We start from the raw sequence: 14275 nt of genomic DNA, 5'->3' as shown, positions 1-14275 counted from the left end.
GATAAATACGGAACCGAGAATCTGATGAGTGACTATAAATCAACCCTGAATTTGCCGGAAACAGGGTTCCCGATGCGCGGCGATCTCGCCAAGCGCGAACCGGGAATGCTGGCGCGTTGGACCGATGATGACCTGTACGGCATCATTCGTGCAGCCAAAAAAGGCAAAAAAACCTTCATTCTGCATGATGGCCCTCCCTATGCGAATGGCAGCATTCATATTGGTCACTCTGTAAACAAGATTCTGAAAGACATTATCGTGAAGTCCAAAGGCCTCACGGGATATGACTCGCCTTACGTTCCGGGCTGGGACTGCCACGGTCTGCCAATCGAGCTGAAAGTGGAGCAAGAGTTTGGCAAGCCAGGTGAGAAGTTCACCGCCGCTGAGTTCCGCGCAAAATGCCGCGAATATGCTGCCACGCAGGTTGACGGCCAGCGTGCGGACTTTATCCGTCTGGGCGTATTGGGCGACTGGTCGCACCCGTACCTGACTATGGACTTCAAAACTGAAGCCAACATCATCCGTGCGCTGGGCAAAATCATCGGTAACGGCCACCTGCACAAAGGCGCGAAGCCGGTGCACTGGTGCGTGGACTGCCGTTCTGCGCTGGCAGAAGCCGAAGTAGAGTATTACGACAAAACCTCGCCTTCTATCGACGTGGCGTTCGACGCTGTCGATCAGGATGCGGTGAAAGCCAAATTTGGCGTCTCCTCCGTTAACGGCCCGGTCTCGCTGGTGATCTGGACCACCACGCCGTGGACGCTGCCAGCCAACCGTGCAATCTCCCTGTCCGGTGAGTTTGACTACGCGCTGGTGCAAATTGAGGGTCGCGCGGTTATCCTGGCGAAAGATCTGGTGGAGAGCGTGCTGAAACGCGCGAACATCACCGACTACACCGTGCTGGGTACCGTGAAAGGCGACGCGCTGGAACTGATGCGCTTCAAACACCCGTTCCTGGGCTTCGACGTTCCAGCCATCCTGGGCGACCACGTTACGCTGGAAGCCGGTACCGGTGCGGTACACACCGCCGGTGGTCACGGTCCTGACGACTACAACATCAGCCTGAAGTACGGTCTGGAAATCGCTAACCCGGTGGGGCCGGACGGCTCGTACCTGCCTGGTACTTATCCGGCTCTGGACGGTATCAACGTCTTTAAAGCCAACGACATCATCGTGGATATGCTGCGCACCAGCGGCGCGCTGCTGCACGTTGAGAAAATGCAGCACAGCTATCCATGCTGCTGGCGTCACAAGACGCCGATCATCTTCCGTGCAACCCCGCAGTGGTTCGTCAGCATGGATCAGAAAGGCCTGCGTGAGCAGTCTCTGAAAGAGATCAAAGGCGTGCAGTGGATCCCGGACTGGGGCCAGGCGCGTATCGAATCCATGGTCGCTAACCGTCCTGACTGGTGTATCTCTCGTCAGCGTACCTGGGGCGTGCCGATGTCTCTGTTCGTACATAAAGAGACGCAGGAACTGCACCCGAATACCCTGGAACTGATGGAAGAAGTGGCGAAGCGCGTCGAAGTTGACGGCATTCAGGCGTGGTGGGATCTCGATGCCCGCGACATCCTGGGCGCGGACGCGGACAACTACGAGAAAGTGCCAGATACCCTGGACGTGTGGTTCGACTCTGGTTCGACCCACGCCTCGGTGGTTGACGTGCGTCCAGAGTTTGCCGGTCACGCTGCCGACATGTATCTGGAAGGGTCTGACCAACACCGCGGCTGGTTCATGTCATCCCTGATGATCTCCACCGCCATGAAAGGTAAAGCACCTTATCGCCAGGTACTGACTCACGGCTTCACCGTGGATGGTCAGGGTCGTAAGATGTCTAAATCCATCGGGAACACCGTTTCTCCGCAGGATGTGATGAACAAGCTGGGCGCAGACATCCTGCGTCTCTGGGTGGCTTCTACCGACTACACCGGCGAAATGGCGGTGTCTGACGAGATCCTGAAGCGTGCTGCCGACAGCTATCGTCGTATCCGTAACACCGCGCGCTTCCTGCTGGCGAACCTGAACGGTTTTGATCCAGTGAAGGACATGGTGAAACCGGAAGAGATGGTCGTGCTGGACCGCTGGGCGGTAGGCTGTGCGAAAGCGGCGCAGGACGATATCCTGAAAGCCTATGAGTCTTATGATTTCCACGAAGTGGTGCAGCGCCTGATGCGCTTCTGCTCCATCGAAATGGGCTCGTTCTATCTCGACATCATCAAAGACCGCCAGTACACCGCGAAAGCGGACAGCGTGGCGCGTCGTAGCTGCCAGACCGCCCTGTTCCACATCGCTGAAGCGCTGGTTCGCTGGATGGCGCCGATCATGTCCTTCACCGCAGATGAAATCTGGGGCTACCTGCCAGGCGACCGTGAGAAATATGTCTTCACGGGCGAGTGGTACGAAGGTCTGTTCGATCTCTCCAGCACCGAAGCGATGAACGATGCCTTCTGGGACGAGCTGCTGAAAGTGCGTGGCGAAGTGAACAAGGTTATCGAACAGGCGCGTGCGGACAAGAAAGTCGGCGGCTCTCTGGAAGCGGCAGTCACCCTGTACGCCGAACCTGAGCTGGCGGCAAAACTGACCGCGCTGGGTGATGAATTACGATTTGTCCTGTTGACCTCCGGTGCGAAAGTTGCGGATTATGCCGAGGCCTCTGCTGATGCTCAGCAGAGCGAGCTGCTCAAAGGACTGAAAGTCGCGCTGAGCAAAGCCGACGGTGAGAAATGCCCGCGTTGCTGGCATTACACCACGGATGTCGGCCAGGTGGCGGAACACGCAGACATCTGCGGACGCTGTGTAAGCAATGTCGCCGGTGACGGCGAAAAACGTAAGTTTGCCTGATGAGTAAAACTCTCTGTTCAACAGGATTGCGCTGGCTGTGGCTGGTTGTGGTAGTGCTGATTATCGATCTGGGCAGCAAGTTCATGATCCTCCAGAACTTTGCTCTGGGGGAGACGGTCCCGCTGTTCCCGTCGCTTAACCTGCACTACGCACGTAACTACGGTGCGGCGTTTAGCTTCCTTGCTGACAGCGGTGGCTGGCAGCGCTGGTTCTTCGCGGGTATCGCTTTAGGTATTTGCGTCATACTGGCAGTGCTGATGTACCGTTCGAAGGCAACGCAAAAGCTGAATAACATCGCCTACGCGCTGATCATTGGCGGCGCGCTGGGTAATCTGTTCGATCGCCTGTGGCACGGCTTTGTGGTCGATATGATCGACTTCTACGTCGGCGACTGGCACTTCGCAACCTTTAACCTCGCCGATAGCGCAATTTGCATCGGTGCGGCGTTAATCGTGCTGGAAGGTTTCTTGCCGAAACCGGCCGCGAAAGAGCAGGCGTAAGCATCAATGCCGGGTGGCGCTACGCTTACCCGGCCTACAGAATTTGTGGCCTCCCGTAGGCCCGGTAAGCGTAGCGCCACCGGGCAACAGGTGACCCAAAACAAGCGAGCAATTTGCATGTCTAAATCCGTACAGAGCAACAGCGCGGTTCTCGTCCACTTCACGCTGAAGCTGGATGATGGCTCCACGGCTGAATCCACCCGCAATAACGGCAAACCGGCCCTGTTCCGTCTTGGCGATACCTCCCTGTCTGAAGGTCTTGAGCAGCAGCTTCTTGGCCTGAAAGAGGGCGAGAAAAAAGCCTTTTCGCTGGAGCCAGATGCTGCGTTTGGTGTGCCAAGCCCGGATCTGATCCAGTACTTCTCGCGTCGCGAATTTATGGACGCGGGTGAGCCGGAAATTGGGGCGATTATGCTCTTTACCGCTATGGACGGCAGCGAAATGCCTGGCGTGATCCGCGAAATCAACGGTGACTCCATTACCGTTGATTTCAACCATCCGCTTGCCGGGCGTACCGTTCATTTTGATGTTGAAGTGCTGGAGATTGACCCAGCACTGGAGGCCTGAAATGCAGATCCTGTTGGCTAACCCGCGCGGCTTCTGCGCCGGTGTAGACCGCGCTATCAGCATTGTTGAAAACGCGCTGGAAATTTACGGCGCGCCGATTTATGTGCGTCACGAAGTGGTGCACAACCGCTACGTGGTCGACAGCCTGCGCGAGCGTGGTGCCATTTTCATCGAGCAGATTAGCGAAGTGCCGGACGGCGCGATCCTGATCTTCTCCGCGCACGGCGTCTCTCAGGCCGTCCGTAACGAAGCGAAAAGCCGCGATCTGACGGTCTTTGATGCCACCTGTCCGCTGGTGACGAAAGTGCATATGGAAGTGGCGCGCGCCAGCCGTCGTGGTGAAGAGTCGATTCTGATTGGCCACGCGGGTCACCCGGAAGTCGAAGGCACGATGGGCCAGTACAGTAACCCGGAAGGGGGCATGTACCTGGTGGAGTCGCCTGAAGATGTCCTGACGCTGAACGTCAAAAACGAAGCCCGTCTGTCGTTTATGACCCAGACGACGCTCTCCGTCGACGATACCTCTGACGTGATTGACGCACTGCGCCAGCGCTTCCCGAAGATCGTCGGGCCGCGTAAAGACGATATCTGCTACGCCACCACCAACCGTCAGGAAGCGGTGCGCGCGCTGGCTGAACAGGCGGATGTGGTGCTGGTGGTCGGCTCGAAAAACTCCTCTAACTCTAACCGTCTGGCCGAACTGGCACAGCGTATGGGTAAAGCGGCATTTCTGATCGACGACGCGACGGATATTCAGGAAGCGTGGGTGAAAAATGCGGCCTGCGTCGGTGTAACGGCCGGGGCTTCCGCGCCGGATATTCTGGTGCAGAACGTCATTGTCCGCCTGCAGGAACTCGGCGGCGGTGAAGCGGTTCCTCTGGAAGGACGCGAAGAGAACATTGTTTTCGAGGTCCCGAAAGAACTGCGTATCGATGCTCGCGAAGTGGAATAACCCCTTATCTGATGAAAGGCCAGCATCTCATGTGCTGGCCTTTTTTTTGCCCCGTACTTTATCGTGACGACAAAATCATGTCTTTTACTGATATTTAAGTCTGTTTCACGTTAAATTCTAATTATCGGTGTTTTCAGTTGGCAGCCTTTGCGAAGGCTGGTTAATCTGAAAACGATTTACATCATTTTAACGTAAGAGAATAACTATGCATGATGCACAGATCCGTGTCGCCATTGCGGGCGCGGGTGGACGTATGGGCCGTCAGCTGATTCAGGCGGCACTTCAGATGGATGGCGTGGCACTGGGCGCGGCGCTGGAGCGTGAAGGGTCATCACTGTTGGGAGCCGATGCAGGTGAACTGGCGGGCGCAGGAAAGACCGGCGTCACCGTACAAAGCAGCCTGGAGGCGGTTAAGGATGACTTCGATGTATTTATCGATTTTACCCGCCCGGAAGGGACGCTGACGCATCTGGCGTTTTGCCGTCAGCACGGTAAGGGGATGGTGATCGGCACCACCGGTTTTGACGACGCAGGTAAGCAGGCCATCCAGGATGCATCGAAAGAAATTGCGATTGTCTTCGCGGCAAACTTTAGCGTGGGCGTTAACGTCATGCTGAAGCTACTGGAGAAGGCGGCGAAGGTGATGGGCAACTACACCGACATTGAGATTGTTGAAGCGCACCACCGCTACAAAGTTGATGCGCCGTCAGGCACGGCGCTGGCGATGGGCGAAGCGATTGCTCATGCACTTGATAAAGATTTAAAAGACTGCGCGGTCTATACCCGCGAAGGTCATACCGGCGAACGCGTACCGGGCACGATTGGTTTTGCTACCGTCCGTGCGGGTGACATAGTCGGCGAACATACGGCGATGTTCGCCGATATTGGCGAACGCGTCGAAATTACGCATAAAGCTTCCAGCCGAATGACGTTTGCCAATGGTGCAGTGCGTTCCGCTTTGTGGCTGAAAGGCAAGAAGAGCGGCCTTTTTGATATGCGAGATGTGCTTGATCTCAACAATCTGTAAGCATTATTACCCATCGTGATGTGGTTATTGCAGTCGTAATATATTGATTGCATAGGGCAATATTTTATTGCCCTTTTATTTTGCCTCATTTTCTTTAATTTTTGCTCTAAAGCTTAAAAACAAGCGTTTTTATCTCTTGTTTTCGTTACTGAAATGTAAATTTTGACCATTTGGTCCACTTTTTACTGCCTCGCCGAATAATTTTTCATTAAACCTTGCACGCAAGCGTTTTCTACAGTGATTTACCTGATCTTTTTGTCGCTTAAGTGGCTTTACTCTCGCCAGGCTTGCAAAAGGATAAACAAAATATCCGTTTTAAGTTGACTTTTAGCCTCCCAATCTCCAGAATGCCGCCGTTTGCCAAAAATCCGCTGGCAACACATTTGCATTGATTCATGACATGGTTATGAATTAATATGCAAATAAAGTGAGTGAATATTCTCTGGAGGGTGTTTTGATTAAGTCAGCGCTATTGGTTCTGGAAGACGGAACCCAGTTTATCGGTCGGGCCATAGGGGCAACGGGTTCGGCGGTTGGGGAAGTCGTTTTCAATACTTCAATGACCGGTTATCAAGAAATCCTCACTGATCCTTCCTATTCTCGCCAAATCGTTACTCTTACTTATCCTCATATCGGCAATGTCGGCACCAATGCGGCTGACGAAGAATCTTCTCAGGTACATGCGCAAGGCCTGGTCATCCGCGACCTGCCGCTGATTGCCAGCAACTTCCGCAGCACTGAAGATCTCTCGTCTTACCTGAAGCGCCATAACATCGTGGCGATTGCTGATATCGATACCCGTAAGTTAACGCGTCTGCTGCGCGAGAAGGGTGCACAGAACGGCTGCATCATCGCGGGTGATAACCTCGATGCCACGCTGGCGCTGGAAAAAGCGAAAGCCTTCCCGGGTCTGAACGGCATGGACCTGGCGAAAGAAGTGACTACCGCTGAAGCCTATAGCTGGACGCAGGGTAGCTGGACGCTGGAAGGCGACCTGCCGGAAGCGAAAAAAGAGAGCGAGATGCCGTTCCACGTGGTGGCCTATGATTTCGGCGCCAAGCGCAACATCCTTCGCATGCTGGTTGACCGCGGCTGCCGTCTGACGGTGGTTCCGGCGAAAACCTCTGCCGAAGACGTACTGAAGATGAACCCGGATGGCATCTTCCTTTCTAACGGTCCTGGCGACCCGGCACCGTGCGACTACGCTATCGACGCCATCAAGTCCTTCCTGGAAACCGACATCCCGGTATTCGGCATCTGCCTCGGCCATCAGCTACTGGCGCTGGCGAGCGGTGCGAACACCATCAAGATGAAGTTCGGCCACCACGGTGGTAACCACCCGGTGAAAGATATTGATAACAACACGGTGATGATCACCGCGCAGAACCACGGTTTTGCCGTCGATGAAGCGTCAATGCCGGCTAACCTGCGCGTGACGCATAAATCACTGTTCGATGGCACCCTGCAAGGGATTCATCGTACCGATAAGCCAGCGTTCAGCTTCCAGGGCCACCCGGAAGCCAGCCCGGGCCCGCACGACGCCGCGCCGCTGTTCGATCACTTCATCGAACTTATCGAGCAATACCGTAAGACCGCTAAATAATCAGGAGCCGAGAAGACCATGCCAAAACGTACAGACATAAAAAGCATCCTGATCCTTGGCGCTGGCCCGATTGTTATCGGCCAGGCCTGTGAATTTGACTACTCCGGTGCGCAGGCATGTAAAGCCCTGCGTGAAGAGGGTTACCGCGTTATCCTGGTCAACTCCAACCCGGCGACCATCATGACCGACCCGGAAATGGCGGATGCAACCTACATCGAGCCGATTCACTGGGAAGTGGTACGCAAAATCATTGAGAAAGAGCGTCCGGATGCTGTGCTGCCAACCATGGGTGGCCAGACGGCGCTAAACTGTGCGCTCGAGCTGGAGCGTCAGGGCGTGCTGGCCGAGTTCGGCGTGACCATGATTGGCGCGACCGCCGATGCGATTGATAAAGCAGAAGACCGTCGTCGCTTCGACGTGGCGATGAAGAAAATCGGCCTCGACACCGCGCGTTCCGGTATCGCGCACAATATGGAAGAGGCGCTGGCCGTTGCGGCTGAAGTGGGCTATCCGTGCATCATCCGTCCATCCTTCACCATGGGGGGGACCGGCGGCGGTATCGCCTACAACCGCGAAGAGTTCGAAGAGATTTGCGAACGCGGTCTGGATCTCTCGCCAACCAAAGAGCTGCTGATTGATGAATCGCTGATTGGCTGGAAAGAGTACGAGATGGAAGTGGTGCGTGATAAAAACGACAACTGCATCATCGTCTGCTCCATCGAAAACTTCGATGCGATGGGTATCCACACCGGCGACTCCATCACTGTTGCGCCAGCCCAGACGCTGACCGACAAAGAGTACCAAATCATGCGTAACGCCTCGATGGCGGTGCTGCGTGAAATCGGCGTGGAAACCGGCGGCTCAAACGTGCAGTTCTCGGTGAACCCGAAAACGGGGCGTCTTATTGTTATCGAAATGAACCCGCGCGTGTCCCGTTCCTCCGCGCTGGCCTCCAAAGCGACCGGCTTCCCGATTGCAAAAGTGGCGGCGAAACTGGCGGTGGGTTACACCCTCGATGAGCTGATGAACGATATCACCGGTGGCCGCACGCCAGCCTCCTTCGAACCGTCCATCGACTACGTTGTGACCAAAATTCCACGCTTCAACTTCGAGAAATTTGCCGGTGCGAACGACCGCCTGACCACCCAGATGAAATCTGTCGGTGAAGTGATGGCGATTGGCCGCACGCAGCAGGAATCCCTGCAGAAAGCGTTGCGCGGTCTGGAAGTGGGTGCAACCGGCTTTGACCCTAAAGTCAGCCTGGACGACCCGGAAGCACTGACCAAAATTCGCCGCGAACTGAAAGATGCGGGTGCAGAGCGTATCTGGTACATCGCCGATGCCTTCCGTGCTGGCCTCTCCGTCGACGGCGTATTCAACCTGACCAACATTGACCGCTGGTTCCTGGTGCAGATTGAAGAGCTGGTGCGTCTGGAAGAGAAAGTGGCAGAGCTGGGCATCAATGGCCTGGACGCAGACTTCCTGCGTATGCTGAAGCGTAAAGGTTTCGCCGATGCGCGTCTGGCTAAACTGGCGGGCGTACGTGAAGCGGAAATTCGCAAGCTGCGTGACCAGTATGACCTGCACCCGGTTTACAAGCGCGTGGATACCTGTGCGGCGGAGTTCTCCACCGATACCGCGTACATGTACTCCACCTATGAAGACGAGTGTGAAGCGAACCCGTCCGTCGACCGCGACAAGATTATGGTGCTGGGCGGCGGTCCAAACCGTATCGGCCAGGGCATTGAGTTTGACTACTGCTGCGTACACGCCTCGCTGGCGCTGCGCGAAGACGGTTACGAGACCATCATGGTCAACTGTAACCCGGAAACGGTCTCAACCGACTACGACACCTCCGACCGCCTCTACTTCGAGCCGGTTACTCTGGAAGACGTGCTGGAAATCGTGCGCATTGAGAAGCCAAAAGGCGTTATCGTGCAGTACGGTGGCCAGACTCCGCTGAAGCTGGCACGTGCGCTGGAAGCCGCAGGCGTACCGGTTATCGGTACCAGCCCGGATGCCATTGACCGTGCGGAAGACCGCGAGCGTTTCCAGCAGGCGGTTGACCGTCTGAAGCTGAAACAGCCAGCCAACGCCACCGTCACCGCCATTGAGATGGCCGTTGAGAAGGCGAAAGAGATTGGCTATCCGCTGGTGGTGCGTCCTTCTTACGTCCTGGGCGGCCGCGCGATGGAAATCGTGTATGACGAAGCTGACCTGCGTCGCTACTTCCAGACGGCGGTGAGCGTTTCTAACGATGCGCCAGTGCTGCTCGACCGCTTCCTCGACGACGCGGTAGAGGTGGACGTTGACGCCATCTGCGACGGCGAAATGGTGCTGATTGGCGGCATCATGGAGCATATCGAGCAGGCGGGCGTGCACTCCGGTGACTCAGCCTGTTCTCTGCCAGCCTACACCCTGAGCCAGGAAATTCAGGATGTGATGCGTCAGCAGGTGCAGAAGCTGGCCTTTGAACTGCAGGTTCGCGGTCTGATGAACGTCCAGTTCGCGGTGAAAGACAACGAAGTCTACCTGATTGAAGTGAACCCGCGTGCGGCACGTACCGTCCCGTTCGTCTCCAAAGCCACCGGTATTCCGCTGGCGAAAGTGGCGGCGCGCGTGATGGCAGGCCAGACGCTGGCACAGCAGGGCGTGACCAAAGAGATCATTCCGCCGTACTACTCGGTGAAAGAAGTGGTGCTGCCGTTCAACAAATTCCCGGGCGTTGACCCGCTATTAGGGCCAGAAATGCGCTCTACCGGGGAAGTGATGGGCGTGGGCCGCACCTTCGCTGAAGCGTTCGCGAAAGCGCAGCTCGGCAGTAGCTCCACCATGAGAAAATCAGGCCGTGCGCTGCTCTCCGTTCGCGAAGGCGATAAAGAGCGTGTGGTTGACCTGGCGGCCAAGCTGCTGAAACAGGGCTTCGAGCTGGATGCAACTCACGGTACGGCGATTGTGCTGGGTGAAGCCGGTATCAACCCGCGCCTGGTGAACAAGGTGCATGAAGGTCGTCCGCACATTCAGGACCGTATCAAGAATGGCGAATACACCTACATCATCAACACCACCGCAGGCCGTCAGGCGATTGAAGACTCCAAGCTGATTCGCCGCAGCGCGCTGCAGTACAAAGTTCACTACGACACTACCCTGAACGGCGGTTTCGCAACGGCTATGGCGCTGAACGCGGATGCCACCGAGAAGGTGATTTCAGTGCAGGAAATGCACGCGCAGATTAACAAGTAAGACAAAATGCCCGGTGCCATTCGGTTGCCGGGCATTCTTCCCCTCTTCAGAACCTTCTGGTTTTCCATCCGCTTTCAGTCAGTTAGCCTAAAATGGTTAGGTCGATAACGAAATTCATCTGAGAGCAGGGGAAAACACCATGCAAAATAAATTACTGATCGCTTCCGTTCTGGCTGCCACTGCACTGTTTACCGTAGCAGGCTGTTCGTCTAACCAGGCAGTCAAAACCACCGATGGCAAAACCATCGTGACTGACGGGAAACCGCAGGTAGATGATGACACCGGACTGGTGTCGTACAAGAACGCCGAAACCGGTCAAACAGAGCAGATTAACCGTGACCAGGTGAAATCCATGGGCGAGCTGGATAACTAAAAAAAAAGCCGTGGCAAATGCCACGGCTTTTCGCTTTTGCTGGACGATTACCAGCGGTGGTTCAGCAGGATATGGCCGCCATAGGCAGCATAGCTGTTCTCACCCCATTCGCCGCTGGCGCGCAGCGAAAGCGTCGTGGTTTCGTTCAGGTTGCCGGTGACGCCCAGTTCTAACTGACCACGATCTTCCGGCGTATCGTTGCTCACGGTTTCATCATTAAACGCCAGATCGTTTTGGCCCGCCCCTTTCAGCCAGTTCACCGCAACGTACGGTTGCCAGGCTTTCACGTCCTTCTGCTCGAAGTAGCTGGACTTAACGCCCAGACGACCAAAGATGCTGTCGTTGTCCAGGGTCGTTACGCGTACGCCGTCGCGATCGGTATGATTTTCCTGATCGAGATAGCTGTAGATCACCTGCGCCTGCGGCTCGATCTTCCAGGTACGCGCGTTTTCTGACGGGATAACCCACGCGTGGCCGACTTCGACAGACGCAGCGAAGCCTTCGCTGTCGTAGTCTTCATCATTGCGGTTGCTGGTCACTTTATTGTTGTACCAGCTATAAGCGGCCCAGGTATCAATGTAGCTGCCCAGACGTAATGTCTGATCTTCCTGCCAGGTGGCATACACCCCAACATTGAAACCATCCACCTTGCCTTGAGCATCACGCACGTTGTGCTTCGCATCCGAATGCGTCTTCGCCTGGCCAGCACCGAACATGCCACCGGCACGCAGGATCCCATTGTCCATTGGCTTGCTCATGAAATCGCTGCCGACTTGCAGAACGGTCGTGGTGGTGTCGTAGCTGACTTTATCGCCGCCCGCGTCGTTCTCGTGATAACGCCCCTTAACGTACATCCAGGTGTTCAGATCGTCTTCATTGCGGAAGGTGATTTGATCGCGATCGTCACGCTTGTGCAGGAACATACCTTGGGCAGCAAGGTAGTTGCCTAAGTAAGCGCCAACTTCAGGGGCCATAACTTCAGGGGCTGAGTTGCCACCGTTATCGCTATTACCGCCGTTATCCGTGTTGCCACCGTTATCGCTATTACCGCCGTTATCCGTGTTGCCATCGGTATCGGTATTGCCACCGTTGTCGGTATTGCCACCGTTGTCGGTATTGTCGCCGTTATCGGTATTACCACCGTTATCGGTATTGTCACCGTCGGTGTTTCCGCCGTCATCATTATCGTCTGCCGGCTCATCTGATGGCGTCGCCTTCGATTCCAGATACCAGTTGCCGTCGCCGTGCTGATACAGATTGTATTCATACGCCCCGGCAACAACCGGTGCTGCCAGCGTCAGTTGGGCTTCAGAACTGCCACCGACGCTCACAACTTCCATACCATTTACCGTTTGAGCGCCCAGACCGCCTATATTCTTAACGCTGACATCAGACTGACCGAAGCTGCTGCCCGTAATGGTGAGGTGGTCGGTTGGTGCGTTATCTTCGCCGAGGCTGCTGTTCATTACGATCTGGCTACCAGAAGAACCCGTGTAGTCGCCGTTTATTATGAAATTGTTGCCAACACTGTTATTGGCCGCGCCGAGTAGCAGCGTGCCACCGTTGGTAACGTTGCCGTTGACCGTATCGATACCTGAAACGCTCAGGGTCGTGTTACCCTGAATCGCATTCCATGCCGCCAGCGTACCGCCGGTCAGGATATCAATGTTGTTATTCACTTCACCTGCCGTAGCAAACGTCGCACCATTTTCAACGGTGACGGTGGCGTTACTGCCTTTCACGCCGAGCGTTGCACCACTGGCGATCAGCGTCGTACCGTTATGCAGAACGGTATTTCCCGTGTAGCTATTATTGCCGGAGAGCGTCAGGGTGTTTGAATCTGCTTTTTCGACATTACCGCTGCCGGTAATGCCGGTGGTGAATGTGGAGGAACTGCCCTGATTAAAAATAACGGTGCCGTTGTTGGTCAGGCCACCGCTCAGCGTGGCGGTGTTCTTGCCATCACCAAGCTGGAGAGAGGCATCTTTTGCAACGAGGGTATTACCGGCATTCGCGACGGCACCTGACAGGACTAAATCACCGCTGTTGACCTGTAAAGAGTCATCTGCGCCGATAATGTCTATATTGCCTGACAGCGTCCACTTTTCACCATCCATTTTTACTGACGCAAAGCCATCCCCTTCCTTCAGTCCGATGAAATTGCTGTCTTCTGTGCCCGTACCAACCAGTGAAAGCGTGTTGCCTTTTGACGCGGTGGAGATGACATCTCCTTTGAGTGACGATCCTGTGTTCAGTACCAGCGTATTATTTTTCGTGCTGGCAAACATAATAGCTGTCGTATCGCCACTAATCGCGCCACTGTTTGTGATGTCCGCTTTCGACGTGTCCGTGACGTTGATACCGTACTGCGTTCCCTCTAAGGTGCCGGTATTAATAATTTTGGTATTACCATCGCTCAGGCTGATACCATCGCCGTTTGTACCCGTTATTTTTCCGCTATTATTTATTCCCACACCAATCTGAGAACTCAGGCCTGTGTTTCCTCTGATTATGCCTGTGTCAGTGTTAGCGATATTGACGGCTGAAGAGCTTTCACTGACGAACACGCCATTCTCTGTGCCTGTGATGTTTCCATCATTGTTTAGATCGCCAAGCATTGACTGAACATTTACGGCATTGGCTGTTGTAGAGGAAATGGTTGCACCGCTTTCATTATGAATAATGACTCGCTGAGCCCCGGTATTAATATCTAATCCATTCCCTTTTCCGGAAATATTACCTTTGTTGGTCGTGGATGTGACATTGATGCCTGTGACCGATACGGCACTCTCGCTTCCTGCGGAGGAAATGGTGACATCTTTATTTATCACGTATTCTGCATCAGCGGAAAAATCCTGGGGTACTGAGGTTGACTGGCTAATAGTTCCAGCGAAGGCCACTACCGGTGTGAATATAAGTAAAGCAGGAAATATATTTCCCAGAGTTTTTGTGGTCTTGTTTAATTTGAATATTTTGTTGCGCATTTACACGTCCATTTGAAAAGAAGTGGCGCTAATTAATGACTTAAAATAGCGCTTCTGGGCTACTTAAAAGAATGATTCAACGATAAAAAGCGTAAAATTATTAATTTTTCAATGTGTTATGTATAGATCATTTTGCTAAAGAATAATTTTATATTTTCTTAATTGATCACTTGCTAATATGCTTT

Annotated in this window: 9 protein-coding genes; 8 read left to right on the top strand and 1 reads right to left on the bottom strand. The window is 54.5% G+C overall.

Annotated features, from left to right (window positions below; genetic code table 11):
- The first annotated feature begins 24 nt into the window (after positions 1 to 24).
- From ileS to ACOTY9_RS15370, 8 genes are all read left to right on the top strand, one after another.
- Positions 25 to 2841, top strand: coding sequence for an isoleucine--tRNA ligase (gene ileS / locus ACOTY9_RS15405; RefSeq protein WP_045135532.1), 2817 nt, complete (start codon positions 25 to 27; stop codon positions 2839 to 2841).
- Entirely contained in the window at positions 2841 to 3341 is a 501-nt protein-coding gene (lspA, locus tag ACOTY9_RS15400) for a signal peptidase II (RefSeq protein WP_348565784.1), read from the top strand. Before ileS ends, lspA begins: the two co-directional genes overlap by 1 nt.
- A gap of 117 nt (positions 3342 to 3458) precedes the next feature.
- A complete protein-coding gene (gene fkpB / locus ACOTY9_RS15395; RefSeq protein WP_003856450.1) occupies positions 3459 to 3908 on the top strand; it encodes an FKBP-type peptidyl-prolyl cis-trans isomerase in 450 nt (149 codons plus the stop codon).
- 1 nt (position 3909) lies between these two features.
- Positions 3910 to 4860 carry a 4-hydroxy-3-methylbut-2-enyl diphosphate reductase gene (ispH, locus tag ACOTY9_RS15390; RefSeq protein ID WP_014882496.1) on the top strand — a complete coding sequence of 317 codons (951 nt, stop codon included), beginning with the start codon at positions 3910 to 3912 and terminating at the stop codon, positions 4858 to 4860.
- Between the two features lie 205 nt (positions 4861 to 5065).
- Positions 5066 to 5887 carry a 4-hydroxy-tetrahydrodipicolinate reductase gene (dapB, locus tag ACOTY9_RS15385; protein ID WP_058690239.1) on the top strand — a complete coding sequence of 274 codons (822 nt, stop codon included), beginning with the start codon at positions 5066 to 5068 and terminating at the stop codon, positions 5885 to 5887.
- A 454-nt stretch (positions 5888 to 6341) separates the two neighbouring features.
- Positions 6342 to 7490: a glutamine-hydrolyzing carbamoyl-phosphate synthase small subunit gene (carA, locus tag ACOTY9_RS15380; RefSeq protein ID WP_248197115.1), complete on the top strand. Its 1149-nt coding sequence runs from the start codon at positions 6342 to 6344 to the stop codon at positions 7488 to 7490.
- An 18-nt stretch (positions 7491 to 7508) separates the two neighbouring features.
- Positions 7509 to 10733: a carbamoyl-phosphate synthase large subunit gene (carB, locus tag ACOTY9_RS15375; protein ID WP_014882499.1), complete on the top strand. Its 3225-nt coding sequence runs from the start codon at positions 7509 to 7511 to the stop codon at positions 10731 to 10733.
- 139 nt (positions 10734 to 10872) lie between these two features.
- Positions 10873 to 11106, top strand: coding sequence for a YgdI/YgdR family lipoprotein (locus tag ACOTY9_RS15370; protein WP_014882500.1), 234 nt, complete (start codon positions 10873 to 10875; stop codon positions 11104 to 11106).
- Positions 11107 to 11153: 47 nt separating this feature from the next.
- Here ACOTY9_RS15370 and ACOTY9_RS15365 read toward each other — a convergent pair whose 3' ends face one another.
- A complete protein-coding gene (locus tag ACOTY9_RS15365) occupies positions 11154 to 14090 on the bottom strand; it encodes an autotransporter outer membrane beta-barrel domain-containing protein (RefSeq protein ID WP_252071038.1) in 2937 nt (978 codons plus the stop codon).
- Positions 14091 to 14275: the final 185 nt, after the last annotated feature.

The organism is Enterobacter cloacae complex sp. SHL012 (assembly GCF_049237505.1).
Taxonomy (GTDB): Bacteria; Pseudomonadota; Gammaproteobacteria; order Enterobacterales; family Enterobacteriaceae; genus Enterobacter; species Enterobacter kobei.
The sequence above is the reverse complement of the archived record's forward strand: the minus strand, read 5'-3'. Positions and strand labels throughout refer to the sequence as shown.

What these genes read in the sequence shown, in the direction of transcription:
- fkpB (WP_003856450.1), top strand. Translation starts at nt 3,459, where the DNA reads ATGTCTAAATCCGTACAGAGCAACAGCGCGGTTCTCGTCCACTTCACG.
- ACOTY9_RS15370 (WP_014882500.1), top strand. Translation starts at nt 10,873, where the DNA reads ATGCAAAATAAATTACTGATCGCTTCCGTTCTGGCTGCCACTGCACTG.
- dapB (WP_058690239.1), top strand. Translation starts at nt 5,066, where the DNA reads ATGCATGATGCACAGATCCGTGTCGCCATTGCGGGCGCGGGTGGACGT.
- ACOTY9_RS15365 (WP_252071038.1), bottom strand. Translation starts at nt 14,090, where the DNA reads ATGCGCAACAAAATATTCAAATTAAACAAGACCACAAAAACTCTGGGA.
- lspA (WP_348565784.1), top strand. Translation starts at nt 2,841, where the DNA reads ATGAGTAAAACTCTCTGTTCAACAGGATTGCGCTGGCTGTGGCTGGTT.
- carB (WP_014882499.1), top strand. Translation starts at nt 7,509, where the DNA reads ATGCCAAAACGTACAGACATAAAAAGCATCCTGATCCTTGGCGCTGGC.
- ileS (WP_045135532.1), top strand. Translation starts at nt 25, where the DNA reads ATGAGTGACTATAAATCAACCCTGAATTTGCCGGAAACAGGGTTCCCG.
- ispH (WP_014882496.1), top strand. Translation starts at nt 3,910, where the DNA reads ATGCAGATCCTGTTGGCTAACCCGCGCGGCTTCTGCGCCGGTGTAGAC.